The 24,240-nt window shown below is 58.6% G+C and carries 26 protein-coding genes; 19 read left to right on the top strand and 7 right to left on the bottom strand.

All coding sequences use genetic code 11. The features are described from left to right. Positions 1-35: 35 nt before the first annotated feature. Both AC2FFP_RS00790 and moaA read right to left on the bottom strand, forming a co-directional pair. On the bottom strand, positions 36-1,334 hold the full coding sequence (locus AC2FFP_RS00790; RefSeq protein ID WP_496768013.1) for a 3-deoxy-D-manno-octulosonic acid transferase: 1,299 nt from the start codon (positions 1,332-1,334) through the stop codon (positions 36-38). A gap of 1 nt (position 1,335) precedes the next feature. Next, the gene (gene moaA / locus AC2FFP_RS00785) at positions 1,336-2,343 is read right to left on the bottom strand and encodes a GTP 3',8-cyclase MoaA (protein WP_109310462.1); all 1,008 of its coding nucleotides are present in this window, start codon (positions 2,341-2,343) and stop codon (positions 1,336-1,338) included. Between the two features lie 90 nt (positions 2,344-2,433). On the opposite strand from moaA, the gene AC2FFP_RS00780 reads away from it, so the two are divergent. Next, the gene (locus AC2FFP_RS00780) at positions 2,434-2,850 is read left to right on the top strand and encodes a hypothetical protein (protein WP_496738010.1); all 417 of its coding nucleotides are present in this window, start codon (positions 2,434-2,436) and stop codon (positions 2,848-2,850) included. On the opposite strand, the gene AC2FFP_RS00775 is transcribed toward AC2FFP_RS00780, so the two are convergent. Genes AC2FFP_RS00775 through glmU form a run of 4 tightly spaced genes read right to left on the bottom strand, consistent with a single transcriptional unit; the run spans position 2,838 to position 7,261 of the window. Next, positions 2,838-3,524 (bottom strand): DNA alkylation repair protein, encoded by a 687-nt coding sequence (locus AC2FFP_RS00775; RefSeq protein WP_496768015.1) that lies wholly within the window; start codon positions 3,522-3,524, stop codon positions 2,838-2,840. The two genes, AC2FFP_RS00780 and AC2FFP_RS00775, sit on opposite strands and share 13 nt — an antisense overlap. An 8-nt stretch (positions 3,525-3,532) precedes the next feature. After that, positions 3,533-4,075: a pyridoxamine 5'-phosphate oxidase family protein gene (locus AC2FFP_RS00770; RefSeq protein WP_496724457.1), complete on the bottom strand. Its 543-nt coding sequence runs from the start codon at positions 4,073-4,075 to the stop codon at positions 3,533-3,535. Between the two features lie 3 nt (positions 4,076-4,078). Beyond that, positions 4,079-5,902, bottom strand: coding sequence for a glutamine--fructose-6-phosphate transaminase (isomerizing) (gene glmS, locus AC2FFP_RS00765; protein WP_496754938.1), 1,824 nt, complete (start codon positions 5,900-5,902; stop codon positions 4,079-4,081). Positions 5,903-5,905: 3 nt separating this feature from the next. Beyond that, a complete protein-coding gene (glmU, locus tag AC2FFP_RS00760; RefSeq protein ID WP_496768018.1) occupies positions 5,906-7,261 on the bottom strand; it encodes a bifunctional UDP-N-acetylglucosamine diphosphorylase/glucosamine-1-phosphate N-acetyltransferase GlmU in 1,356 nt (451 codons plus the stop codon). Positions 7,262-7,394: 133 nt separating this feature from the next. On the opposite strand from glmU, the gene AC2FFP_RS00755 reads away from it, so the two are divergent. From AC2FFP_RS00755 to AC2FFP_RS00745, 3 genes are all read left to right on the top strand, one after another. Continuing rightward, positions 7,395-8,066, top strand: a complete 672-nt coding sequence (locus AC2FFP_RS00755; protein WP_109310446.1) for an HAD-IA family hydrolase — start codon at positions 7,395-7,397, stop codon at positions 8,064-8,066. Between the two features lie 39 nt (positions 8,067-8,105). Further along, entirely contained in the window at positions 8,106-9,296 is a 1,191-nt protein-coding gene (locus AC2FFP_RS00750) for a DegT/DnrJ/EryC1/StrS family aminotransferase (protein WP_496768020.1), read from the top strand. Positions 9,297-9,452: 156 nt separating this feature from the next. Beyond that, positions 9,453-10,616, top strand: a complete 1,164-nt coding sequence (locus AC2FFP_RS00745; protein WP_496768021.1) for an isovaleryl-CoA dehydrogenase — start codon at positions 9,453-9,455, stop codon at positions 10,614-10,616. Positions 10,617-10,670: 54 nt separating this feature from the next. Here AC2FFP_RS00745 and AC2FFP_RS00740 read toward each other — a convergent pair whose 3' ends face one another. Beyond that, on the bottom strand, positions 10,671-11,276 hold the full coding sequence (locus tag AC2FFP_RS00740) for an OmpW/AlkL family protein (RefSeq protein ID WP_496768024.1): 606 nt from the start codon (positions 11,274-11,276) through the stop codon (positions 10,671-10,673). 205 nt (positions 11,277-11,481) lie between these two features. Here AC2FFP_RS00740 and AC2FFP_RS00735 point away from each other — a divergent pair, with 205 nt between their 5' ends. The 15 genes from AC2FFP_RS00735 to nuoE all read left to right on the top strand — a co-directional run bounded on the left by AC2FFP_RS00735 (position 11,482) and on the right by nuoE (position 24,217). Beyond that, a complete protein-coding gene (locus AC2FFP_RS00735) occupies positions 11,482-12,945 on the top strand; it encodes an AMP-binding protein (RefSeq protein WP_496778170.1) in 1,464 nt (487 codons plus the stop codon). Beyond that, entirely contained in the window at positions 12,935-13,735 is an 801-nt protein-coding gene (locus AC2FFP_RS00730) for a hypothetical protein (protein WP_496768025.1), read from the top strand. Before AC2FFP_RS00735 ends, AC2FFP_RS00730 begins: the two co-directional genes overlap by 11 nt. Continuing rightward, on the top strand, positions 13,732-15,336 hold the full coding sequence (locus AC2FFP_RS00725; protein WP_496738001.1) for a carboxyl transferase domain-containing protein: 1,605 nt from the start codon (positions 13,732-13,734) through the stop codon (positions 15,334-15,336). The genes AC2FFP_RS00730 and AC2FFP_RS00725 overlap by 4 nt, the downstream gene beginning before the upstream one ends. A gap of 1 nt (position 15,337) precedes the next feature. Then, positions 15,338-15,763 carry an ASCH domain-containing protein gene (locus AC2FFP_RS00720; protein ID WP_496768027.1) on the top strand — a complete coding sequence of 142 codons (426 nt, stop codon included), beginning with the start codon at positions 15,338-15,340 and terminating at the stop codon, positions 15,761-15,763. Positions 15,764-15,766: 3 nt separating this feature from the next. Next, positions 15,767-17,695 (top strand): acetyl/propionyl/methylcrotonyl-CoA carboxylase subunit alpha, encoded by a 1,929-nt coding sequence (locus tag AC2FFP_RS00715; protein WP_496843530.1) that lies wholly within the window; start codon positions 15,767-15,769, stop codon positions 17,693-17,695. Positions 17,696-17,761: 66 nt separating this feature from the next. Further along, positions 17,762-18,616: a hydroxymethylglutaryl-CoA lyase gene (locus AC2FFP_RS00710; protein ID WP_496768031.1), complete on the top strand. Its 855-nt coding sequence runs from the start codon at positions 17,762-17,764 to the stop codon at positions 18,614-18,616. 9 nt (positions 18,617-18,625) lie between these two features. Beyond that, positions 18,626-19,414, top strand: coding sequence for a crotonase/enoyl-CoA hydratase family protein (locus AC2FFP_RS00705; protein ID WP_496768033.1), 789 nt, complete (start codon positions 18,626-18,628; stop codon positions 19,412-19,414). Positions 19,415-19,602: 188 nt separating this feature from the next. Beyond that, positions 19,603-19,968, top strand: coding sequence for an NADH-quinone oxidoreductase subunit A (locus tag AC2FFP_RS00700; protein ID WP_058274389.1), 366 nt, complete (start codon positions 19,603-19,605; stop codon positions 19,966-19,968). Then, positions 19,959-20,492 (top strand): NuoB/complex I 20 kDa subunit family protein, encoded by a 534-nt coding sequence (locus AC2FFP_RS00695; protein WP_037307875.1) that lies wholly within the window; start codon positions 19,959-19,961, stop codon positions 20,490-20,492. Before AC2FFP_RS00700 ends, AC2FFP_RS00695 begins: the two co-directional genes overlap by 10 nt. A gap of 11 nt (positions 20,493-20,503) precedes the next feature. Beyond that, positions 20,504-21,109, top strand: coding sequence for an NADH-quinone oxidoreductase subunit C (locus AC2FFP_RS00690; RefSeq protein WP_496843529.1), 606 nt, complete (start codon positions 20,504-20,506; stop codon positions 21,107-21,109). After that, entirely contained in the window at positions 21,109-21,282 is a 174-nt protein-coding gene (locus AC2FFP_RS00685) for a hypothetical protein (protein ID WP_058274391.1), read from the top strand. The genes AC2FFP_RS00690 and AC2FFP_RS00685 overlap by 1 nt, the downstream gene beginning before the upstream one ends. 1 nt (position 21,283) lies before the next feature. Next, entirely contained in the window at positions 21,284-21,415 is a 132-nt protein-coding gene (locus AC2FFP_RS00680) for a hypothetical protein (protein ID WP_255415356.1), read from the top strand. Further along, positions 21,415-22,638 (top strand): NADH-quinone oxidoreductase subunit D, encoded by a 1,224-nt coding sequence (locus AC2FFP_RS00675; protein WP_496768037.1) that lies wholly within the window; start codon positions 21,415-21,417, stop codon positions 22,636-22,638. The genes AC2FFP_RS00680 and AC2FFP_RS00675 overlap by 1 nt, the downstream gene beginning before the upstream one ends. Next, complete coding sequence (locus tag AC2FFP_RS00670) at positions 22,635-23,111, top strand: hypothetical protein (protein WP_496768039.1); 477 nt, start codon at positions 22,635-22,637, stop codon at positions 23,109-23,111. Before AC2FFP_RS00675 ends, AC2FFP_RS00670 begins: the two co-directional genes overlap by 4 nt. Further along, the gene (nuoE, locus tag AC2FFP_RS00665) at positions 23,111-24,217 is read left to right on the top strand and encodes an NADH-quinone oxidoreductase subunit NuoE (RefSeq protein ID WP_496843527.1); all 1,107 of its coding nucleotides are present in this window, start codon (positions 23,111-23,113) and stop codon (positions 24,215-24,217) included. The genes AC2FFP_RS00670 and nuoE overlap by 1 nt, the downstream gene beginning before the upstream one ends. Positions 24,218-24,240: the final 23 nt, after the last annotated feature.

Below are 24,240 nucleotides of genomic sequence, written 5' to 3'. Positions count from 1 at the left end.
GGTTATTTTTGGCTTGAAGGTGGACCCTTACTGCGTCAGGCGAGGTTGAGTGTCTCGCACAAGGTGTTGATCACATCGTCCAACGCGGATTTCTGGAGATTTACGCAGGATTTCGCACCAGCCTGCGCTTTGTCCAGCGCGGTGTCGTCTGACAACAAATTTGCAACGGCATCCGCGAGTTGCGGGGCGGAGTTGACCTCGGCCGCGCCACCGCTTTCGATTAGTGGCGCGAAGGTTTCAGAAAAATTGAAGTACCCCGGACCAGTGATCACAGCGGCACCGGCCTGTGCGGGCTCAAACGGGTTGTGACCGCCGATTTCCTTGAGCGAGCCGCCCAGGAACACAATAGGGCACAATGCGTACCATGTGCCGGTTTCGCCCAGTGTGTCAGCGACGTAAACTTGAGTCTGAGGCGCGATCTTGTTGCCCTTGGTTCGGAAAGCAGCGGACTGTCCGGCGGACTCCAGCAGACTTGCAACCTCTGACCGTCGTTCGGGATGCCGGGGGATCAGCAGGAGCAGCAGATCGGGCCAGCGCTGCAACAGCTTGGCATGCGCGTCCAGAACCGTTTCCTCCTCACCTGCATGGGTCGAACTGGCGATCCAGACCGGGCGGTCGGCGATCTGAGCGCGGATATCGCCCAGCGTTGTCTGATCGACCGGCAGCGGGTCCGACATCGCCTTGAGGTTGGTGCCGGGCTGTACCCGATCGGAGCGTGCGCCCATGTCGACTAGATTTGCTGCCGTCTTGTCATTCTGGGTTAGGAACAGTGTAAAATGGTCCAGAATAAATCGCGCGGTTTGGGGTCGCTTCTTCCACCCATCGACCGAGCGATCCGAAAGGCGCGCGTTGAGCAGCGCCAGCGGAACCTCGCGCCGGGATGCTTCGACAATTAGGCGCGGCCAGATTTCACTTTCGACGAAGACACCGGCGTCCGGGTGCCAGTGATCCAAAAACCGCTTCACCGGTCCGGCTGTGTCCAGTGGTGGGTATTGGTGGCGTGCGCGCGGTGGCATTCGTTTTTCGATCAGCGCGGCCGAAGTTGGGGTTCCGGAGGTAATCAGAAACTCAGCCTTGGGCAGGCGTTCGCCCAGACGCTTGATGAGACTGATGACCGACAGAGTTTCGCCAACGCTGGCGGCGTGGAACCAGATCAGCTGCCCATCCGGGCGGGTTTGCGTGGCGTGGCCAAGGCGTTCCTGCTGGCGCGTTTCCGGAACGCCCGCCGCCCGCAGCTTGTTGCGAACCGTGCGCCATGCCAGCGGGGCGGCAACGGAAGTCAGGCCGCAATACAGCTTGTACAGCAGCGTTGGCTGGTCGGGGTTGTTTGGCACTTTAGCCGCCCGTGTGGCTCATGTGGCGGCTCATCTGGCCGTCGACCGCCTGACGGGAATAGTCGAAATCATGCCCTTTGGGCTTGAGGGTGATCGCGGACCTGATTGCCTCTTCCAATGATTTATCACTGTCGGGATGATCGCGCAGCGGCGCGCGCAGGTCGGCCATATCCTCTTGCCCAAGGCACATGTACAGCTCACCGGTGCAGGTCAGGCGCACGCGGTTGCAGCTTTCGCAGAAGTTATGCGACAGCGGTGTGATAAAGCCGATTTTCTGGCCCGTATCCTCAAGCCGTACATAACGCGCAGGTCCACCGGTACGTTCGGCCAGATCCGTCACGGAATAGTGGTTTTCATATTCCTTGCGCACATCTTCGAGAGACCAGTATTGGTCCAGGCGGTCTTCGTTTCCTATATCACCCATGGGCATGACCTCAATCCAGGTCAGATCCATGTCACGCTCGGCACACCATTCGGTGATCTTTGGCAATTCGGGTTCATTGAACCCTTTCAAGGCGACCGCATTGATCTTTACCCGCAGACCCGCTTTCTGCGCGGCGTCGATCCCGTTCAGCACCTGCTTGAGGCGTCCCCAACGGGTGACCTTGGCAAATTTGTCTTCGTCCAGCGTATCCAGCGATACGTTCACGCGACGAACACCGGCAGCGTAGAGATCATCGGCAAATCTGTGCAGTTGCGAGCCATTGGTGGTCAGCGTCAGCTCTTTCAGGGCGCCGCTGTCTAGATGACGGGTCATCGAATTGAAAAACGTCATGATATTGCGGCGCACCAGTGGCTCGCCGCCAGTAATGCGCAGCTTTTCCACGCCCATGTTCACAAAGGTCGAGCACATGCGGTCAAGTTCTTCCAGTGTCAGCAGGTCTTTCTTTGGCAGAAAGGTCATGTCCTCGGACATGCAATAGACACAGCGGAAATCGCAGCGATCCGTAACGGAAACGCGGAGATAGGTGATGGCACGTGCGAACGGGTCGATAAGCGGAGCTGTCATGCGACATAGGTAAAGCTGCAACCGCCCTCCGACAAGGGCGAACTGCGCTTTGCGCTGGAACAGATGCACGCAGGGGGTTAGGTTTGCGTCATGAGATATGCGCTTTTGGCTTTTTGTGTTCTGGTAGCGGGATGTGACACCGTGCGGTCGACCACCGATCGTGTCTTTGGTGGTGACAAGCCCCCTGAAGAGGCAGAACCCGCCGTTGTAGAAGAGGTGGTCGAGCCGCAGCCTGTCGCGGTAGCCGCCACTGGTTGGGTTGGTCCAAAAACCACGATTGCCGGTCTGGGAGACCCCACAACACCCGGCCGTTGGCTGGAAACGTCTTTAGTGGAGACTGAATTCACCGGGCGCGTGGTTGTACCGCGGACGGGCGCGCAGGCCTATATCACGCTGATTCCGGCATCCGGGCCAACCGGGGGCGGCAGCCGCCTTTCGCTGGATGCGATGCGGGCCCTGCTGCTGCCATTTGATGAACTGGTTGAGCTGGAAGTTTATTCCAACTGACCTTTCAAATACTTGCCGGCCTCTTTTCGCGCAAATGGCTTCATCGCGTCGCCGCGTGTTTTCAAAAAGGCGATGACCCGGTCCGGGTCGTGCTTGGACAATTCGCGCAGCCACCAAGCGACGGCTTTTTGGATGAACCAGTCGCGGTCGGGCACATAGCCTGCAGCCCAGCCCAGAATGCGGTCTCGGCGTTGCAGGTCTTCCGGTTTGGGGTGGTTCTGTTTGGTCCAGGGCAGGGTCGCCACCAGCGCCGCGCGCCTGGTCCACATGTGGTCCGATTTTGTCCAGCTTTCCACCTGATCCAGCCGCGAAGGGTCGGCTGACAGGCGCTTTTGCATCGCCATGCAGGCGTGATCCGCCACGGCCCAGGCATCAAAATCCGGCAACCAGCTTTGCAGCAGGTCCCAAACGGTATCATCCGGTCGGATGCGCGCCTGTGTCAGCAGTTTTGCGGCGGCAAGACGTCCTTCGTGAATATTGGTTTGCCACAGCGCATCTGCGAGTTCGACGCGCGCTGCCAAATCCAACTCCTGTCGCCAGGTTTTGGTCAGATCATTCAGGATCGGGTTTGCCACGCCCAGATGGGGGCGGTCGGCCTTGTGGTAGGCCGCCATTTGTTCGGCGCGCTCGGGATCGGAATGGGCTTTGATCTGGTCCAGATAGGCTTCAATCATCAATAAACTCAGGGTCGGGTGCGCGTGGGTTTGCCATCAATGGTCTGATGGTTCTTTTCAACCCAGTAGGATTGGATCTGCTCGTCGGACTTGCCATCGACCCATTTCTGCATCGTGTCGCGTTCGGACTGATATTCCATGAACGGCACGGCATAGCCGCACGAAGTCTGGACCACATCGATATCCAGATCATAGATCTGACGCGCACTACGGTGATCGGGGAACAGGCCAGCCAATTCATCCCAGCCCTCATCCCCCACATGCAGCGTGCGCGCGGTGCCATACGTTCTCAGGATCATGGGGCGGGTCGTGAACGAACACCACATCAGCGTCATGCGGTTCGCTTCAAGCAGATGACCGGCGGTTTCGTTGCCGCTGCCGGTCAGGTTCATCCAGGCAATCCGGTTCGGGCCAAGAACGCGCAGCGAATCCATGCCCTTGGGCGAGATGTTGACCCGTCCGTTGGGTGCCGCAGTGCCGACGAAGAACATGTGCTGTTCTTCGATGAATTTACGCTGCCCGTCGTCCAGTTCCGGAAATTGCTTGGCCATGTCTCACTCCACTGTAACCGATTTTGCCAGGTTGCGCGGCTGGTCTACATCCGTGCCTTTGGCCACCGCCGTGTGATAGGCCAGCAGTTGCGCCGGGACCGAGTAGAGGATCGGCGCCAGGCTGGGGTGGACATGCGGCATCCGGATGATGCTCCAGACGCCATCTTCAGCCTCGGCAATCCCGTCATCGTCCGAGACCAGAATGACCTTGCCCTTGCGCGCCATCACCTCTTGCATGTTCGACACCGTTTTGTCGAACACGGCGTCGCGCGGGGCCATGACCACCACAGGCATATTCTTGTCGATCAGGGCGATCGGTCCGTGCTTCAGCTCACCCGAAGCATAACCTTCGGCGTGGATATAGCTGATTTCCTTGAGCTTCAGCGCCCCCTCCATCGCCAGCGGATACATCAGGCCGCGACCCAGGAACAGAACGTCGCGGGCTTCGGACAGGCGTTGTGCGGACGTCTTGATGGCCGGATTCTGATCCAGCGCTGCATTCATCACCGTTGGCAGGCCGCGTAGCGCAGCATAGTGGTCGGCCAGCTCGTCGTCGGTCAGCGTACCACGATCCGCAGCCGCCTTGAGCGCCATCATCAGCAGAACGCTCAGTTGACACGTGAACGCCTTGGTCGAAGCCACGCCGATCTCAACGCCTGCATGGATGGGCAGGGCGATATCGCTTTCGCGGGCGATCGAACTTTCGGGGACGTTGACGACCGAGACGATTTTGTCCGCCTTGCCTTCGCAATAGCGCAGTGCCGCCAGAGTGTCGGCAGTTTCACCCGACTGACTGACGAACAGCGCCATCGTGCGCCCCGTGATCGGAGGTTCGCGATAGCGGAACTCGCTGGCGATATCGACCTCGACGGGCATTTGGGCCAATTGCTCGAACCAGTACTTCGCCGTCAGGCAGGCGTAAAATGCGGTACCGCAGGCCACCATGGTCAAACGATCCAGTTTGGTGAAATCCAGATCGGCGCCAGGCAGAACTACCTGATCACCACCACTTGGCAGGTATGACCGGATCGCGTCGGCAATCACGATGGGTTGTTCGGCAATTTCCTTGGCCATGAAGTGTTTATGGCCGTTCTTTTCGGTCTGTGTGTGGTCCAGTTTGATCTGGCGAGTCTCGCGATTAGCCAATTCACCGGCTTCGTTGCGGATTTCCAGAGAGGTTCGGGTCAGAACAGCCCGGTCGCCTTCCTCAAGATAGGTGATGCGATCCGTAAGCGGGGCCAGCGCAATGGCGTCTGAGCCCACGTACATCTCACCATCTCCGTGACCGATAGCCAAAGGTGATCCCTTGCGCGCGGCGACGATCAGATCGTCCTGACCGTCGAACAGAAAGGCCAGCGCAAACGCACCAACGAGCTGATCGATGGTCTTGAAGGCGGCCTCAACCGGCGACAGGCCTGTCTTCAGGTAATACTCCGTCATCAGGGCGACGGTTTCGGTGTCCGTCTCGGTCGCGAAACCGATGCCATGTTCGGCCAGTTCTGCCCGCAACTCACGATAGTTTTCGACGATACCATTATGAACAACCGCCACAGGGCCGGCCTGATGCGGGTGCGCGTTGGTCACCGACGGTACGCCATGGGTAGCCCAACGGGTATGACCAATACCGGATTTACCGGGCAGCGGGTCGTGCACCAGCAGATCGCTTAGGTTGACCAGCTTGCCGACCGCCCGACGACGTCCAAGCGTACCACCATTGACCGTGGCAATTCCGGCGCTGTCATAGCCACGATATTCAAGACGTTTTAGCGCCTCGACCAAAGTTGGCGCGGCCTCATGCTCACCCAGTACACCTACAATTCCACACATAACTCAGGCTCCCTTGTTGCGGCGAGCCTTCTTCGCCTTCAACATCTCAATCAATTTGCGCGCATAGCCGGGCTTGTTGTCCTGCTTGGCACGTGCCACGGCCAGCGCGTCGGGTTCTACATCCCGCGTGACGACTGTACCTGTTGCGGTCATCGCGCCGTCACCGACAGAAACGGGGGCAACTAGCATAGTGTTGGAGCCGATAAAGACGTTCTCTCCGATGGTCGTCTGGTGCTTCATCACGCCGTCATAGTTACAGGTGATCGTCCCCGCGCCGATATTGGTCGACGCTCCAACAGAGGCGTCGCCGACATAGCTGAGGTGGTTGACCTTAGCGCCTTCAGCGATCTGGGCATTCTTTGTCTCAACGAAATTGCCGATACGGGTGTTTTCGGCCAGTTCTGTACCTGGGCGCAGGCGCGCGTAGGGGCCGACGATGGCGCCGCGGCTAACATGGCAGCCTTCCAGATGTGAGAATGCACGGATCGTCGCGCCGCTTTCGACGGTAACGCCGGGGCCGAAGACGACGTTGGGTTCGATCACCGTGTCTCGACCTACGATCGTGTCAGCGGACAGATAAACCGTTTCGGGGGCCATCAGCGTCACGCCCAAAGCCAACAACTCATTGCGCGCACGGGTCTGAAACTCGGCATCGGCCGCAGCCAGATCAGCACGAGAGTCCACGCCCAGCGTTTCAGCCTCATCGCATTTGATGGCAGTTGCCGACAGACCGCGCGCATTTGCCAGTGCCACGATTTCGGTCAGGTAGTATTCACCCGAGGCGTTATCGTTGCCGACCGCGTCAATCAATTCGAACAGTACTTTTGCGTTGCAGGCCAGTAATCCACTGTTGGTAAAGCGTATGGTGCGCTGTTCTTCGGTTGCGTCTTTGTACTCGACGATTTCGACCAGTTTTTCGCCATCCATGATTAATCGGCCATAGCGGGGCTGAACTTCGGCAATATCAAAGCCCAGCATGACCAGATCAAAGGATGCGCGCGCCTCAATCATACGCTCCAGTGTTCTGGGGTCGATAAAGGGCGTGTCGCCGTAAAGGATGATCACATCGCCATCGAAATCGGCCAGTGCATCCCGCGCCTGCGCAACTGCATGCGCTGTTCCAAGCTGTTCTTTCTGAACGACAATCTGCGCGGCTTCATCCTCGGAAGTGGCGGTCCTAGCAACCTCCTCAGAGCCGTGACCAGTGACAATAACGGTTCGTTCGGGTGACAGCACCGCACCGGCGCGCATCGCGTGCACCAACATCGGCGTTTGGGCAATCGGGTGCAAAACTTTCGGGGTATCCGAATTCATCCTGGTGCCTTTTCCGGCGGCAAGGATAACAAGGGCGATGGTCATAAAAACGATTTCTCTTTGTGTTTTGTTGCGGCCCGTTTTATCCGCTGAGTTCAAAGTCGCAAGCGGTTCGGGCATCAAACAAGATTGCCGTTTGCAACACTTATGGCGAAGTCTCGCCGAATTAGGGGGCAAAATGCGTACGGTTATCTTCGATCTGGACGGGACCTTGGCCGATACATCGGGCGATTTGCTGGCCGCCGCCAACCACTGTTTTCGGCATATGGGGCATGGGGATGTGTTGGTTCACGGCGAAGATGCGGGCGTTGCGCTGCGCGGTGGCCGAATGATGCTGACCCATGGGTTGAAACGGGTGGGCGCTTATGACGATGCAACGGTTCAAGACTACTACCCGATGCTGCTTGAAGCGTATTCCGACGATATCGACACGCATACCCATTTCTACCCTGGCGCGCTGGACGCAGTGGAAAAGTTGAAGTCCGCAGGTTACGGGGTTGGCATCTGTACCAATAAGCCTGAAGCCTTGGCCCATCAGTTGCTCACGCAGATGGGAGTGCGTGACCTGTTTGCCTCTTTAGTTGGTGCAGACACGCTGTCGGTGCGCAAGCCTGATCCGGAGCCGTTGCGCGAAGCTGCACGCCGGGCGGGTGGTCATCCTGATTTATGTGTTCTGATAGGCGATTCCGACACTGACCGAAACACGGCCCGTGCCGCGGGTGTGCCGTCGGTATTGGTTACCTTCGGCCCGTCCGGCGATGATATGGCCGCGCTGGAACCCGAAGCTCTGCTGCACCATTTCCATGATTTGCCAGAATTGGTTGCAGAGTTGATTGGCTTGGCCGCGTAATCCCTTGACCCGAACGTTTTGCAGGACCAGAACACTCTTATGACCGAGATATTCACTGGCAGTTTCACCCAGCAGGAACCCATCCCAGAAGAGGCGGTTGAGGCCGCTCTGGCCGTACTGCGCCACGGGCGTCTGCATCGTTATAACGTCGTACCTGGCGAATTGGGCGAAACCGCCTTGCTGGAACAGGAATTTGCCGGCCAGACAGGTGCCAAATACTGTCTGGCCGTGTCCTCGGGCGGCTATGCGATGGCAACGGCGCTGCGGGCCGTGGGGGTCAAACCGGGGGACCCGGTGCTGACGAACACGTTCACTCTGGCACCTGTGCCCGGATCTATTGCTTCGGTCAGTGCGCGCCCGGTTTTTGTGGGCGTGACCGAAGACCTTACGATTGATCTGGACGATCTCGAAACCAAACTGGATCAGGCCCGCGTTTTGATGCTGAGCCATATGCGTGGCCATCTGTGTGACATGGATCGGCTGATGCAGATGTGCGATGCCGCAGGTGTCACGGTGATCGAGGATTGCGCCCACACAATGGGCGCTGCATGGCGTGGGCAGGTTTCGGGCCGGCAAGGCGCGATTGGCTGCTATTCCTGCCAGACTTACAAACACGTCAACTCGGGCGAGGGCGGATTGCTGGTCACCGATGACGAGGAGCTGGCGGCGAAGGCGACGATGTTATCAGGGTCATATATGCTCTACGAACGGCACTTGGCGGCACCAGACCCCGAGGTGTTCGAGCGGATCAAATATCACACCCCGAATGTCTCGGGTCGGATGGACAATCTGCGGGCCGCAATCCTTCGCCCGCAATTGCGCGATCTGGATCGGCAGATCGAACGCTGGAACGAGCGCTATTTTGAAATCGAAAAAGGCCTGCGCGATACGCCGGGTCTGAGCGTTGTTGACCGGCCAGAGGCCGAGACGTTTGTCGGTTCCTCGATCCAGTTCCTGCTGCTCGATTGGTCGGCAGAGCGGGTAAACGAGGTTATCCAGCGATGCGCGGCACGCGGGGTCGAACTTAAGTGGTTCGGCGGGGCTGAGCCGAGCGGTTTTACGTCGCGCTATGACAGCTGGCGATATGCCGACAGCGCGCCTATGCCCAAAAGTGATCGAATCCTCGCCGGGATCGTCGACATGCGTGTTCCGCTGACCTTTTCGCTTGAGGATTGTGTGCTGATCGCACGGATTATTCGGTCCGAAGTCAGCGCTGTCTTTCAGTCGTAATCCAATCGAGTGCGCGCGACGCGCACGCTTTATTTGTATGAAACCGCCGCCCCGATCAGGGCGGCGGTTTGTTTTTGGGACGCCGTCGTTGACCCAATTCAGATTCGCTGCTATTTATTGAACAACTGTTCATTAATGCGAAAGAGGAGATCGCTTATGTTCACGGCGGCCATGCAATTTGATCTGGGCGAGGACGTGAATGCCCTGCGCGAAATGGTGCACCGTTGGGCGCAGGAGCGGGTCAAGCCGATGGCGGCTGACATCGATGCCGCGAACGCATTTCCAAACGAGCTTTGGAAAGAGATGGGCGATCTGGGTTTGCTCGGCATCACTGTGTCCGAGGAATACGGTGGGGCAGGGATGTCCTATCTGGCCCACACCGTTGCGGTGGAAGAGGTTGCGCGTGCGTCAGCCTCGGTCTCTCTGTCTTACGGCGCGCATTCGAACCTGTGCGTCAATCAGATCAAGCTGAACGGTAGTGACGAGCAAAAGGCGAAATACCTGCCGCGCCTGATCTCGGGCGAACATGTTGGTGCGTTGGCCATGTCCGAGGCTTCCGCCGGATCCGACGTTGTGTCGATGAAGTTGCGTGCTGAAAAACGCAATGATCACTACCGGTTGAACGGCAACAAATACTGGATCACCAACGGGCCGGACGCGGATACGCTGGTCGTATATGCCAAGACCAACCCGGAGGCCGGATCGAAGGGCATCACCGCGTTTCTGATTGAAAAAGAGATGAAGGGCTTCTCGACCTCGCCTCATTTCGACAAGCTGGGGATGCGCGGGTCGAACACGGCCGAGCTGATCTTTGAAGATGTCGAGGTGCCGTTCGAAAACGTTTTGGGCGAAGAGGGCAAAGGCGTTGCGGTTTTGATGTCCGGGCTGGACTACGAACGTGTGGTTCTGGCCGGGATCGGGACCGGCATCATGGCGGCCTGTCTGGATGAGATCATGCCCTACTTGGCCGAGCGTAAGCAGTTCGGCAAACCGATCGGCAGCTTTCAACTGATGCAGGGCAAGATCGCCGATATGTACACCGCGATGAACTCGGCGCGGGCCTATGTCTATGAGGTTGCCAAGGCTTGTGACCGGGGGGATGTAACCCGTCAGGATGCGGCGGCGTGCTGTCTTTATGCTTCAGAACAGGGCATGTCGCAGGCGCACCAGGCCGTTCAGGCGATGGGCGGGGCGGGCTTTCTGTCCGACTCGGCGGTCAGCCGAATCTTCCGCGACGCAAAGCTGATGGAGATTGGCGCGGGCACCAGCGAAATCCGCCGGATGTTGATCGGGCGTGAACTGATGAACGAGATGCGCTGAGAGAAGAAAACGCTTCGCAGACGAGTGAACTGCGAAGCGCTTTCCTTGTAAGGATCAGAACTTATGAACGTAGGATACACCGACAAGGAAGGGATCGATATCGGCTTTGCCGATCTTGGTTCCGTTCAGTTTGACGTCAGTATCGATATCAAACCAACGTACGTTCAGACGGACAGCACCATTGTCCGAGACCATGTAGTCCAGACCGGCCTGCAGCGAGACACCGAAAGAGTCATCAACCTTCAGATCGCCCAGTGCGGATTTCTCGTCGAAGAAGATGGTGTAGTTCAGACCGGCGCCGACATAGGGCTTCCATGCGCTGTTGGTCGGGAAGTGATAGTTCAGCGACAAGGTGGGCGGCAGGTGCTTGACGGTTCCGGCCTCGGCGCTTCCGCCCAAGGTCACAGTGTGCTTGAACGGTGTCGCGGCCAGCAGTTCGATGCCCAGATTGTCACGGATGAAATACTCGGCGGTGAAGATCGGGCGGGTGTCCGAGTCGATCTCGGCCTTTTGTCCGGCCAACGTGCCATTGTCGGATTTGGGGTTGAGGTAACCGACACCGACACCGACGGTCCAATCCCCCTGCGATTGGGCAAAGGCGGGGGCGGCAAGCGCCACCAGCGCGGTGGAAAGTGTCAAAGCGGCGAGTTTGTTGGTCATGGTCTTGCCTTTGGTTCAGTTGATGAGATCGAATTGACAGCCGCGCGGTCCGCGCACTCTGATCTGCATCAAGTTTGTGTGACGGGGTCATCGGAGGCTTCTCCGGTAAGGCCCTTGAAAATAAGGGAATTGCAGCGTGCCAGAAGCTAATCGCATACCGGGTTTGCGTTCAGCGGGGGGCTGGGACGTGCCATCTCGTTTGAACATGGCGCGCCAGTGTCTTGATCACGCACCGGATCAGGTTGCAGTGATCGACTTGACCGGAATCGAAGAGCGGCGCGTCACCTACGGGCAGCTTGCTGAAATGACAGACGGCATCGCGCGCGCACTGTCGAAGAAAGTGCAGCCGGGGGATCGCGTGGGCGTGCTGCTCAGCCAGTCACCGTGGTGTGCGGCGGCGCATCTGGCGATCTGGAAGATCGGCGCCATCTCGGTTCCCTTGTTCAAACTGTTCAAGCAGGATGCTTTGCGATCCCGAGTGGGTGATGCCGGGGCGCAGGTTGTGCTGACCGACCCGGACGGCGCGACGCTGGTAGGCAACTTGGCAGAACCGCTCATGGCGGACCAGATTGGTGAAGACGGGGGCGTTGTGCCTTTTGCCGACACCGGGCCAGAGGATCCGGCGGTGTTGATCTACACGTCCGGGACCACGGGCAGCCCGAAAGGCGCGTTGCATGGCCACCGGGTGCTGACCGGCCACCTGCCGGGGGTTTCGATTAGCCATAACAACCTGCAAGAGGGCGACTGCCTCTGGACACCGGCCGATTGGGCCTGGATCGGTGGGTTGTTCGATGTGCTGATGCCTGGTCTTGCGCTGGGCGTTCCGGTTGTGGCGGCCCGGCTGGACAAGTTCACCCCCGAAGCCTGCACCAATGTGATCGCGCGCGGCAGTGTGCGGAACGTGTTCTTTCCCCCAACGGCCCTTCGGATGCTCAAGGCCTCAGATCAGGCGATTTCCGGGCTACGCTCTGTAGCGTCGGGAGGGGAGCCGCTGGGGGCCGAGATGTTAGCCTGGGGGCAACAGGCGTTTGGTCTGACGATCAACGAATTCTACGGGCAGACCGAATGCAACATGGTTGTCTCTTCCTGCTCAGATGACTTCCCGGTGCGGCCCGGCTGCATAGGCAAACCGGTCCCGGGCCACGAAATTGCGGTGATCGACGAGGACGGTAACCGGACCGCTGATGAGGGTGACGTGGCCATCCGGCGAGGCTCGGCCTCAATGCTTTTGGAATATTGGAACCGACCCGAGGCAACGGCTGAGAAGTTTCGTGGCGACTGGCTGATCACCGGCGACCGTGGCGTTTGGGAGGGTGAGTACCTGCGTTTCGTAGGGCGCGACGATGATGTCATCACCTCGTCCGGTTATCGTATCGGCCCGGCAGAGATCGAGGATTGCCTGCTGACCCACCCGGCGGTGGCGACGGTCGGTGTGGTCGGAAAACCTGACAAGCTGCGGACCGAGATCGTCAAGGCATATGTGGTGTTGAAACCGAATGCTGAGGCTGAGGAACGAGAGTTGCAAGACTGGGTTAAATCTCGCCTTGCGCATTATTCTTACCCTCGTGAAGTGGCTTTTGTGCAAGAGTTGCCTTTGACCGTGACCGGAAAAGTAATCCGAAAGGAATTGAAACGTCGCGCGTCTGAGGAGGAATGTCATGCCGGATAAATCCAGCGTCAGAACGGGAATTGAATTTAGCGCCACCGCAATTGCGGTCATTGGCGCTGTATGGGCAGGCAAGGCGTATTTCGAAAACTGGATGCAGGACACGATCGATAACGCGGTCGAAAACAAGGTTGTCATACTTGAGCAACTGCAACTGGCTGACCTTCTGGTTTATTATGGCTATCCGGACGAGGCCATCTCAGAACTCAAGCTGATCAGCGATAGAATTTCCGGTCTTGAAGGCGGCAACAAACGCAAAATTGCATTTTATGACAACTATTTGGACGCGGTTGCACAGTCAGATAACACCTTGAAATACGAACCGGAAATCCGGTTGCTTAAAGATGTATTCAGTACCGAAATGCAGACCGACGGTTGGCATGATGAATACCTCGCATACGTCTCGATGTTCCTGCCGGAGGCCCGCGGAGACGATGCATTCTTTGATGCCCAGGTCATCGGGCGGCTTAACCTCGCGGTGCATCAGTACGAAGTCGAGAGCGACTTTGAGGGGCTGGAAAGTGCGTTCCATACTCTTGCGCTTGCCTATTTGTGTCGCGGTGACCAGGCAAGTGCGCAAGCCTCTATTGAACGTGCTGCTGAGATGCTGCCGTTCGACTATTACCTGATTTACCCGCTGATGGGCGTTGACACGATTTCTGAGGATCCAGAGATCGAAAAGCTGAACGCTGTCTGCCCTCAAAACGTATCCCGAGGCTATGGCGAGCTTTTGCAGGAACTTGGCTCGGGTGAGAATCCATTTCGCGACTTGATAAGAGAGTACTCTGAATGAAGCTGCAATCTGCTGCTCTGCCTTCGTCTCAAGGTTTTCAACAAAACCGCGCGGCTCATCTCGACGCGTTGGCGCAAATCGCCGACGCCGCCGACGTCGCACGCATGGGCGGAGGCGAGAAATCCCGCGCACGGCATGAATCGCGGGGCAAGATGCTGCCGCGGCGTAGGGTGGCGAACTTGCTGGACCCGGGGTCGCCGTTCCTTGAGATCGGCGCGACGGCGGCGCACGGGATGTATGGCGACGCTGCGCCCTGTGCCGGGGTCATTGCAGGGATTGGCCGGGTGCAGGGGCAAGAGGTCATGGTGGTGTGCAACGATGCCACCGTGAAGGGCGGCACCTATTATCCGATGTCAGTCAAAAAGCACCTGCGCGCGCAAGAGATTGCTGAAGAAAACCAACTGCCGTGCATTTATCTGGTCGACAGTGGCGGCGCGAACCTGCCCAATCAGGATGAGGTGTTCCCCGATCGCGATCACTTTGGCCGCATCTTCTATAATCAGGCGCGGATGAGCGCGAAGGGCATCCCGCAAATCGCTGTGGTGATGGGGTCGTGTACGGCAGGTGGAGCTTATGTGCCCGCGATGTCGGATGTAACGATAATTGTCCGGGAACAGGGCACCATCTTTTTGGCCGGACCACCTTTGGTTAAGGCCGCGACGGGTGAGGTGGTCAGCGCCGAAGATCTGGGGGGCGGAGATGTCCATACGCGCCTGTCCGGGGTGGCTGATTATCTGGCCGAGGATGACGCCCACGCGCTGGCTTTGGCGCGGCGGGCTGTCGGATCGCTGAACCGGCGCAAGCCACAGACGGTGGATTGGGCCAACCCCGAGGATCCGGCCTATGACCCCGAAGAAATTCTGGGCGTCGTCCCCGCCGATCTGCGCACGCCCTATGACATTCGCGAGGTGATCGCGCGGTTGGTCGATGGCTCGCGCTTTGACGAATTCAAGCCGCGCTTTGGTGAAACGCTGGTGACCGGTTTCGCTCATGTCAAAGGCTGCCCGGTCGGGATCATCGCCAATAACGGCGTGCTGTTTTCCGAGGCCGCACAGAAGGGCGCGCATTTTGTCGAGCTGTGTTCGCAGCGCAAAATCCCGTTGGTATTCCTACAGAACATCACCGGATTCATGGTGGGTCGCAAATACGAAAACGAAGGTATTGCGCGGCACGGGGCCAAGATGGTGACTGCGGTCGCGACGACCAATGTGCCCAAAATTACGATGCTCGTGGGTGGCTCGTTCGGAGCAGGGAATTACGGCATGTCAGGCCGCGCCTACCAACCGCGGTTCCTGTGGACATGGCCAAACTCGCGCATTTCCGTGATGGGTGGAGAGCAGGCGGCAGGTGTTCTGGCCACTGTAAAACGCGACGGGATTGAACGTCAGGGCGGAACTTGGTCGGCGGAAGAAGAGGCCGAATTCAAGCGCCCCACGCTGGAGATGTTCGAAGAACAATCCCACCCGCTCTATGCCTCGGCTCGACTGTGGGACGACGGAATTATCGACCCGCGCAAAAGCCGGGACGTGCTGGCCTTGTCGTTGAACGCGGCACTGAATGCGCCGATTGAGGAGACACGCTTTGGCGTGTTCAGGATGTAAGATGAGCACCGACCTGGAAATAATAAAAGCGCGTTACCCCGATGCACAGACGTTCAAATTCGGCGACAGTGCAATCCTGAGTGCCGAGCTTTTAGCGCTGGTTCGGGCAGGGCAAAAAACGGCAACCTGCGGCGCTCTGCGCGATTATCCCGAAGGCAGCCTTGATACCCCGGTTGTTGGGCGGCGCGACATTGCTCTTGAATGGGATGATCGCCCAGCGTTGGTGATTGAGACGATCGAGGTTTCGATCTGCCGCTATTGCGACATGACCGAAGACTTCGCCTTGGCCGAAGGTGAAAACGAAACGTTAGACGGGTGGCGCGAGGATCACCGGCGTTACTTTGAGCGTAACGGCGGGTTTGATCCCGAGATGGAATTGCTTTGCGAACGGTTCCGCCTGATCGAAGACCTGGTGGATAAGGGCTAAACTATGTTCAATAAAATCCTGATTGCCAACCGGGGCGAGATTGCTTGCCGGGTGATGGAAACCGCTCAGAAAATGGGCGTAACTTGCGTGTCTGTGTATTCTGATGCCGATGCGTCGGCCAGGCATGTGCAGATGGCGGACGAGGCTGTTCATATTGGTGGTGCGGCGCCGGCTGAGAGCTATCTCAAGGGCGACGTGATCATTCAAGCCGCGCTCGATACCGGGGCGCAGGCGATCCATCCGGGTTATGGATTTCTCTCGGAAAACCCCGATTTCGTGGATGCGGTCGCGGCGGCTGGCCTGACCTTCATTGGCCCTTCGGCGGATGCGATCCGCAAGATGGGTCTCAAAGACGCGGCCAAGGTATTGATGGAGCAGGCGGGCGTGCCGGTTGTTCCGGGGTATCACGGCGACAATCAGGACCCCGAGCATCTGGCGGGTGCGGCCGACACGATTGGCTATCCGGTCCTGATCAAGGCCGTCGCAGGTGGCGGTGGCAAAGGTATGCGGCTGGTCGAGCGGCCCGCAGATTTTACCGAGGCATTGGACAGCGCCCGGGGTGAGGCCCGCACCGCCTTTGGCAATGATGCTGTTCTGGTCGAGAAATTCGTCTCCAAGCCCCGCCATATCGAGGTTCAGGTGTTTGGCGACGGTACCCATGCGGTGCATCTGTTTGAACGCGACTGCTCGCTGCAACGGCGGCACCAGAAAGTGATTGAAGAAGCGCCGGCCCCGGGCATGACCGTTGAGATGCGCGACGCGATGGGCCAGGCGGGCGTGCGTGCCGCCGAGGCCATCGGTTACAAAGGCGCGGGGACGGTTGAATTCATCGTGGATGCCTCGGACGGGCTGCGTCCGGACCGGTTCTGGTTCATGGAGATGAACACGCGTTTGCAGGTTGAACACCCGGTGACCGAGGCGATCACCGGCGTCGACCTCGTCGAATGGCAGTTGCGTGTTGCAGCGGGCGAGAGCTTGCCTAAGAAACAGAGTGACCTGTCGATCCTGGGCCACGCATTCGAGGCACGGCTGTACGCTGAGGACGTGCCAAAGGGCTTTCTGCCGGCGACCGGTACACTGACCCATCTGCGCTTCCCGGCAGCATGCCGCGCCGATAGCGGCGTGCGCGCGGGTGACACAATCAGCCCCTGGTACGATCCGATGATCGCGAAGGTGATCGTGCACGGCCCCACACGCGCTGTCGCATTGGAACAGCTGCACCGCGCCCTTAAAGGCACCGAGGTTGCTGGGACGGTCACGAACCTTGGCTTTCTGGGCGCACTGACACGGCATCCTGGCTTTGCGGCCGGTGATGTTGATACTGGCCTGATTGGTCGCGATCTGGACGCGCTGGCCGGTGCAGTGCCGATCCCGGCGTCTTCGATCGTCGCGGCCGCGATGACAGCTTTGGAGCTGGTGGATACCGATGAGGAAACCGGGTTTTCGCTATGGGCCCCATTGCATCGCGCGGTCCAGTTGCGGGCAGGTGATGATATTGATCTGGACGTTCAGGTAGAAGGTCAGAACCGTCAGGTCTGGCAGGTCGGAGAACACACGATCCTTGCCCAGCGCGGTCCGGGCGGTTGGATGATCGGCGGAGCCCCTATGCCGCGCGTGTCTGTCTCGGGTTCGCAGATCACAGTTTTTGAAAACTATGGTCAAGTCCTGGAAATTGTTGATCCATTGGACCGCGATGCTGATGCCGCTGGCGACACCAATGTGATTGAGGCCCCGATGCCGGGTCTGGTCAAAGCAGTCTTTGCGCAGGTGGGTCAAGCCGTGCAGGAAGGCGACCGGCTGGCAATCCTTGAGGCCATGAAAATGGAACATTCCCTGCTGGCCGCCCGTGACGGTATCGTTGCCGAAGTGCTGGCGGATGCCGGGGCGCAGGTCGAGGCTGGGGCCGCGTTGGTCCGGCTGGAGGAGGAATGAACTGTCCCCTTTTCGAACAACGTGGCACAGTCGGATCGAATGCGGCAATAAGAGAAGGACACAGCAATGGGTGAACGGGTCGAAATCTTCGAAGTGGGTCCGCGCGACGGTCTGCAAAACGAAAAGCGCGAAATTGCCGTGGCGGAAAAAGTGGCGCTGGTCGATTGCCTGAGCAAGGCTGGTTTCAACCGCATCGAAGTGGCCAGTTTTGTCTCGCCAAAATGGGTGCCGCAAATGGCGGGCAGCGCGGACGTGTTGGCCGGGATCAAACGGGCCGACGGCGTCCGGTATGGAGCGCTGACACCAAATATGCAGGGATACGAAGACGCTTTGGCCGCAAAGGCGGATGAGATCGCGGTATTCGCTTCGGCTTCGGAAGGGTTCTCAAAAGCCAATATCAACGCGACTATTGAAGAATCCATCGACCGCTTTGCCCCGATTCTTGAAGCTGCGCGCCACATCGACCTGCCGGTACGTGGGTATGTGTCCTGCGTGACTGATTGCCCCTATGACGGACCAACGCCGCCTGAGAAAGTGGCTGAAGTTGCGGACCGGCTGTTCTCGTTGGGATGTTACGAAGTATCGCTGGGGGACACGATCGGGCAGGGCACGCCCGACACCATTGCCCATATGCTGCTGGCCGTGCGCGAACGCGTTCCGATGACGCGGCTGGCGGGGCATTTCCACGACACCAACGGACGGGCCATCGACAATATCGACGCTGCGCTGGCGCTGGGCGTTCGGGTGTTCGACAGCGCCGTTGGAGGTTTGGGTGGGTGTCCTTACGCGCCGGGCGCTGCCGGAAACGTCGCCACCGAAGCTGTTGTGGCTCATTTGGAGCGGCTTGGATATCAGACTGGCCTCGACCTTGCGGTCATCGAAGAGGCCGCGCAGATGGCACGCGCCATGCGATCCCAGTAAGGAGCAGACATGTTTGAAACGATTGCGGTGACCACGGACGCGCGTGGTGTGGCCACTCTGACCCTGAACCGTGCCGACAAGCACAACGCCATGTCGGCCCAGATGATCACCGATCTTACGCAAGCCGCGCACCAGCTTGGAACCGACGACGCCGTGCGTGTTGTTGTACTGACCGGTGCGGGCAAAAGCTTTTGTGCTGGCGGTGATCTTGGGTGGATGCAATCTCAGATGGCGGCAGAATCCGAGACCCGGTTTGTCGAGGCGCGTAAGCTGGCCGAAATGTTGCAGGCGCTGAACACGTTGCCCAAACCGCTAATCGGCGCGATCCACGGCAATGCCTTTGGCGGCGGTGTGGGATTGGCGTCGGTTTGTGACGTAGCGATCGGAGTGGAAACGGTCAAAATGGGGCTGACAGAGACCAAGCTGGGGCTGATCCCGGCCACGATTGGCCCCTATGTCATCGCCCGCATGGGCGAAGCCCGCGCGCGGCGCGTGTTCATGTCGGCCCGGGTCTTCGAAGCCGCAGAAGCTGTAGAGCTGGGCCTGCTGGCCAGAATTGTGCCCGCTGCCGATCTGAATGATGCGGTTGAGGCCGAAGTCCTGCCCTATCTTACCTGTGCACCCGGCGCGGTGGCATCGGCCAAGCAATTGGTTCGCCAGCTGGGGCCGCGCATTGACGATGCCGTGATCGACCACACGATCCGCGAGCTGGTTGACAGGTGGGAAACCGAAGAGGCCAAGGAGGGAATCGGCGCATTCTTTGAAAAAAGAAAACCTGCATGGATTAGTAAGGTTTAGGCGCCACTTGTGAAGTGGACGCGATTGTGTGGGTGGCCTTCCGTGACAGAGCTTCGATAAGTCGAATATTAACCCCCTGTGCGTTTGTGTTCGGTTGACCCTCTGACCCCGCAGGGATAGAGAATGTCCAGTCAACACGCCAATTGACGGCGCTCCCTTTAAGGGTATGCGCAGGAAAGGAGCTGTACGTGGAAGACCTATTGCGGGAGTATCTCCCGATTCTGGTGTTTCTGGCCGTAGCTGTGGGCCTTGGAATCGTTTTGATTCTGGCGGCAGTCGTTCTGGCGGTCCGCAATCCCGACCCCGAGAAAGTCAGCGCATATGAATGTGGTTTCAACGCGTTCGATGATGCGCGGATGAAGTTTGACGTCCGGTTCTATCTGGTCGCGATTCTGTTCATCATATTCGACCTGGAAATCGCGTTTCTGTTCCCCTGGGCTGTCGGCTTCAAGGACATCAGCGATGTTGGCTTCTGGTCCATGATCGTGTTCCTGGGCGTTCTGACCATCGGCTTTGCCTATGAATGGAAGAAGGGGGCCCTGGAATGGGAGTGATGACGGGTGCAAACACCGCCGGCGTCGACAAAGAAGTCGCCACCCAGGCCCTGAATGCCGAGCTGCAGGACAAAGGGTTTCTGCTGACCTCGACCGAGGACATCATCAACTGGGCCCGCACCGGATCGTTGCACTGGATGACTTTCGGTCTGGCCTGCTGCGCGGTTGAGATGATGCACACCTCGATGCCGCGTTACGACGCGGAACGGTTTGGCATCGCGCCCCGTGCTTCCCCCCGTCAGTCAGACGTGATGATCGTGGCAGGCACCCTGACCAACAAAATGGCACCGGCACTGCGCAAGGTCTATGACCAGATGCCCGAGCCGCGCTATGTGATCTCAATGGGCTCATGCGCCAATGGCGGCGGCTATTACCACTACTCCTATTCAGTCGTGCGTGGCTGCGACCGTATTGTTCCAGTGGACATCTACGTCCCCGGCTGCCCACCGACCGCTGAGGCGCTGTTGTACGGTCTGATGCAGTTGCAACGCAAAATCCGCCGTACCGGCACCATCGTGCGCTGAGGAGGGGGTTGATGAGCGAAGCACTCAAAGAACTCGGCACCCAGCTGGAGTTGAAGCGAACTGATTGTGTTCTGTCCTGGGACGTAACCCATGGTGAGTTGACTGTAGATGTGGCGCTGTCGAACGTTGTGGAGTTCATTGAATTCCTGAAGTCTGACCGCAGCTGCCAGTTTTCCACGCTCGTCGATATCACCGGCGTCGACTACCCGGAACGGGCCAAGCGTTTTGACGTGGTTTATCACTTCCTGTCGATGTATCAGAACCAGCGCATCCGCCTGCGGGTCTCGATCCGCGAAGAGGACATGGTGCCCTCAATCGTGGACGTACATCCATCGGCCAACTGGTTTGAGCGCGAAGTGTTCGACATGTTCGGCATCTTGTTCTCAGGCCACCCGGATCTGCGGCGCATCCTGACCGACTATGGATTCCGTGGCTATCCGCTGCGCAAGGATTTCCCAACCACAGGATACACCGAAGTTCGATATGACGAGGCCCAAAAGCGGGTTGTGTATGAGCCGGTGTCGCTAGTCCAGGAATACCGTCAGTTCGATTTCATGTCCCCGTGGGAGGGCGCGAATTACATACTGCCGGGTGATGAAAAGCAGGATGCTGAATAATGGGTGGCATTTGGTGGCTGATCCTGTCTGCGCTGACCATCATCCCGATGGTGAAGATATTGCCGTTTTTCGGGATCAATAAATTCTGGTGCCTTCTTTGTCTGGTTCCATTCGGCACGATCGCGTTGCTGTGGTGGGTCGGGCTGAAACTACAAGAGTTGGAGCGCCGATAAGATGCTGATGCTGCTGGGGGAACTGATCGCTTTGGGTGCGCTGGGGGTCTTGCTGGCAGGGGCTGCGGCCAAGGCTGTCGAAGCGGAAAAGGTCCGGGTTCGGGCTGATGCGAAAAAGAAACGGGGGCGTTGATGGACGGCTCAAGATACGATGACGGCAGCACTGACGCGCTGAGCGGAGAACAGAAGATCCGCAATTTCAACATCAACTTCGGCCCGCAACACCCTGCGGCGCACGGGGTTTTGCGTCTTGTGCTCGAGCTGGACGGCGAGATCGTTGAACGCTGTGACCCGCATATCGGCCTGCTTCACCGTGGCACCGAAAAGCTGATGGAAAGCCGAACGTATCTGCAAAACCTGCCGTATTTCGACCGTCTGGATTATGTGGCGCCAATGAACCAGGAGCACGCCTGGTGTCTGGCCATCGAAAAGCTGACCGGCGTCGAGGTGCCGCGTCGCGGCTCGTTGATCCGGGTTTTGTATTCCGAGATCGGGCGTATTCTGAACCACCTCCTGAACGTGACGACACAGGCGATGGACGTTGGCGCGTTGACTCCGCCGCTGTGGGGCTTTGAAGAGCGTGAAAAGCTGATGGTGTTCTACGAGCGTGCCTGCGGTGCCCGCCTGCACGCGGCCTATTTCCGACCCGGCGGTGTCCATCAGGACCTGCCGCCGGAACTGCTGGACGATATCGAGACGTGGAGCCACGAGTTCCCCTCTGTTCTGAATGATATCGATGGTCTGTTGACCGAAAACCGCATCTTCAAGCAGCGCAATGCCGATATTGGTGTCGTGACCGAGGATGACATCCAGAAATACGGCTTCTCGGGCGTGATGGTGCGTGGATCGGGTCTGGCATGGGACCTGCGACGCGCGCAGCCCTATGAATGCTATGACGAGTTCGAGTTTCAGATCCCCGTCGGCAAAAACGGTGACTGCTATGACCGTTACCTGGTCCGAATGGAAGAGATGCGTCAATCGCTGTCGATCATCCAGCAGGCCATTGTCAAAATCCGTGACTGCCCCGGTGACGTCCTGGCACGCGGCAAGATCACTCCGCCGAAACGTTCGGACATGAAAACCTCGATGGAAAGCCTGATCCACCACTTCAAGCTTTACACCGAAGGTTTCCACGTCCCTGCAGGTGAGGTTTATGCCGCCGTCGAAGCCCCAAAGGGTGAGTTCGGAGTCTATCTGGTTGCAGACGGCACCAACAAACCCTACCGCGCCAAGCTGCGCGCGCCAGGCTTCTTGCACCTGCAAGCCATGGACCATATTGCCGGGGGGCACCAACTAGCCGACGTCGCCGCGATCATCGGCACCATGGATGTCGTGTTCGGAGAGATTGACCGGTGAGACGCCTTGTTTTGATCCTGGCGCTTGCAGCCGCCACACCGTTGCAGGCCGCCTCGACCCATTCGACGGCAAAAGTGCTTGAAGTGATGCGCGAAAACGGCTGCCGGCTGGATGTATCGCGCGCCGAGGAAGCCTTTTCTGCCCATGACTTGCGACCAGAAGATGTCAGCGCTGTGATAAACTCCTGGGCTGAACAGGGGTTGGCCGGGCTGGACGGTTCTGTATTCGAGATCGCGCCTGCGATTTGCGGTGCGCACGGGCTGGCTTCCGAGGATGCGGCGGGCCGTGCCGATGCGCTTTATGATTTTGTACGTCTGAACGGGTGCCGCATGGTCGAAGAAGAGGCCCAGATCAAATTGCGCCCCGCTGGTTTCACACAGGCCGAAACGTCTGACCTGATTGCCCGCCTTGTCGATCAAGGTCGCGCGCATCAGGAAGACCCCTATATTATCGTTATCGGAGATGCCTGCTAATGCTGCGCCGTCTGCACCCCGAACAACCTGAAAGCTTTGCCTTCACCGCAGCCAACCAGCAGTGGGCCACAGCACAGATCACTAAATACCCCGATGGCCGTCAGGCCAGCGCGGTCATTCCGCTTTTGTGGCGCGCGCAGGAACAAGAGGGTTGGCTTAGCCGTCCGGCGATTGAATCCGTTGCCGACATGCTGGGCATGGCCTACATCCGGGTGCTCGAGGTTGCGTCGTTCTACTTCATGTTTCAGTTGCAACCGGTTGGATCTGTCGCGCATATTCAGGTCTGCGGAACGACCTCCTGCTTGATCTGCGGGTCCGAAGACCTGATCGCGGTCTGCCAGGAAAAGATCGCCGCCAAACCGCATGAGCTTTCAGTTGATGGTAAATTGAGTTGGGAAGAGGTGGAATGCCTTGGGTCCTGCACCAATGCGCCGATGGCGCAGATCGGCAAGGACTATTACGAAGATCTGACCGCTGACAGTTTTGGCAAGATCATTGACGATCTGGCCGCAGGCAAGGTGCCGACACCGGGTCCGCAGAATGGCAGATACGCGGCAGAACCGCTGAGCGGTCTGACCAGCCTCACGGACTACGATGCCGGAAAACCGCAGTACAATGCCAGTGTTGAACTGGCCGAAGAACTTGGTGATACGGTCAAGCGCATCGACGGGACCGAGGTTCCGATCCTGACGCCATGGCTGGGCAAAGACGGCAAGGCTGCGGCGACCAAGGCCGCTCCAAAGCCACCAAAGGCGCCGGCACCCGCCAAACCCGCCGTGAAGCAGGCGGAAGAGGCAAAGAAGGCGCTGATCAAAGAGGATCAGCCCGAAACTTTGACCGCCGCGCGGGAGGGGAAAGCGGATGACCTCAAGATGCTGAAAGGTGTTGGCCCCAAGCTTGAACAGACGCTGAACGAACTTGGCTTTTTCCACTTTGACCAGATCGCAGCATGGACGCCGGAACAGGTGGCCTGGGTAGATGCGCGGCTAAAATTCAAGGGTCGGATCGAGCGGGACGGTTGGATCGAACAAGCAGCCCAACTGGCGACAGGCGAAGAAACCGAATTTGCAAAACGTGCCAAAGAAGACGGCACCTACAAAGACTGAATAGGACGGTGCCCGTTCAGGGC

Source organism: Ruegeria sp. YTSC004, assembly GCF_059609805.1.
Note: the sequence above shows the minus strand (reverse complement) of the source record. Positions and strands in the feature narration are given on the sequence as shown.

Excerpts from the sequence above, each read along its gene's own strand:
- moaA (WP_109310462.1), bottom strand. The coding sequence starts at position 2,343 with ATGACAGCTCCGCTTATCGACCCGTTCGCACGTGCCATCACCTATCTC.
- AC2FFP_RS00780 (WP_496738010.1), top strand. The coding sequence starts at position 2,434 with ATGAGATATGCGCTTTTGGCTTTTTGTGTTCTGGTAGCGGGATGTGAC.
- AC2FFP_RS00775 (WP_496768015.1), bottom strand. The coding sequence starts at position 3,524 with ATGATTGAAGCCTATCTGGACCAGATCAAAGCCCATTCCGATCCCGAG.
- AC2FFP_RS00770 (WP_496724457.1), bottom strand. The coding sequence starts at position 4,075 with ATGGCCAAGCAATTTCCGGAACTGGACGACGGGCAGCGTAAATTCATC.
- glmS (WP_496754938.1), bottom strand. The coding sequence starts at position 5,902 with ATGTGTGGAATTGTAGGTGTACTGGGTGAGCATGAGGCCGCGCCAACT.
- glmU (WP_496768018.1), bottom strand. The coding sequence starts at position 7,261 with ATGACCATCGCCCTTGTTATCCTTGCCGCCGGAAAAGGCACCAGGATG.
- AC2FFP_RS00755 (WP_109310446.1), top strand. The coding sequence starts at position 7,395 with ATGCGTACGGTTATCTTCGATCTGGACGGGACCTTGGCCGATACATCG.
- AC2FFP_RS00750 (WP_496768020.1), top strand. The coding sequence starts at position 8,106 with ATGACCGAGATATTCACTGGCAGTTTCACCCAGCAGGAACCCATCCCA.
- AC2FFP_RS00745 (WP_496768021.1), top strand. The coding sequence starts at position 9,453 with ATGTTCACGGCGGCCATGCAATTTGATCTGGGCGAGGACGTGAATGCC.
- AC2FFP_RS00740 (WP_496768024.1), bottom strand. The coding sequence starts at position 11,276 with ATGACCAACAAACTCGCCGCTTTGACACTTTCCACCGCGCTGGTGGCG.
- AC2FFP_RS00735 (WP_496778170.1), top strand. The coding sequence starts at position 11,482 with ATGGCGCGCCAGTGTCTTGATCACGCACCGGATCAGGTTGCAGTGATC.
- AC2FFP_RS00730 (WP_496768025.1), top strand. The coding sequence starts at position 12,935 with ATGCCGGATAAATCCAGCGTCAGAACGGGAATTGAATTTAGCGCCACC.
- AC2FFP_RS00725 (WP_496738001.1), top strand. The coding sequence starts at position 13,732 with ATGAAGCTGCAATCTGCTGCTCTGCCTTCGTCTCAAGGTTTTCAACAA.
- AC2FFP_RS00720 (WP_496768027.1), top strand. The coding sequence starts at position 15,338 with ATGAGCACCGACCTGGAAATAATAAAAGCGCGTTACCCCGATGCACAG.
- AC2FFP_RS00715 (WP_496843530.1), top strand. The coding sequence starts at position 15,767 with ATGTTCAATAAAATCCTGATTGCCAACCGGGGCGAGATTGCTTGCCGG.
- AC2FFP_RS00710 (WP_496768031.1), top strand. The coding sequence starts at position 17,762 with ATGGGTGAACGGGTCGAAATCTTCGAAGTGGGTCCGCGCGACGGTCTG.
- AC2FFP_RS00705 (WP_496768033.1), top strand. The coding sequence starts at position 18,626 with ATGTTTGAAACGATTGCGGTGACCACGGACGCGCGTGGTGTGGCCACT.
- AC2FFP_RS00695 (WP_037307875.1), top strand. The coding sequence starts at position 19,959 with ATGGGAGTGATGACGGGTGCAAACACCGCCGGCGTCGACAAAGAAGTC.
- AC2FFP_RS00690 (WP_496843529.1), top strand. The coding sequence starts at position 20,504 with ATGAGCGAAGCACTCAAAGAACTCGGCACCCAGCTGGAGTTGAAGCGA.
- AC2FFP_RS00685 (WP_058274391.1), top strand. The coding sequence starts at position 21,109 with ATGGGTGGCATTTGGTGGCTGATCCTGTCTGCGCTGACCATCATCCCG.
- AC2FFP_RS00680 (WP_255415356.1), top strand. The coding sequence starts at position 21,284 with ATGCTGATGCTGCTGGGGGAACTGATCGCTTTGGGTGCGCTGGGGGTC.
- AC2FFP_RS00675 (WP_496768037.1), top strand. The coding sequence starts at position 21,415 with ATGGACGGCTCAAGATACGATGACGGCAGCACTGACGCGCTGAGCGGA.
- nuoE (WP_496843527.1), top strand. The coding sequence starts at position 23,111 with ATGCTGCGCCGTCTGCACCCCGAACAACCTGAAAGCTTTGCCTTCACC.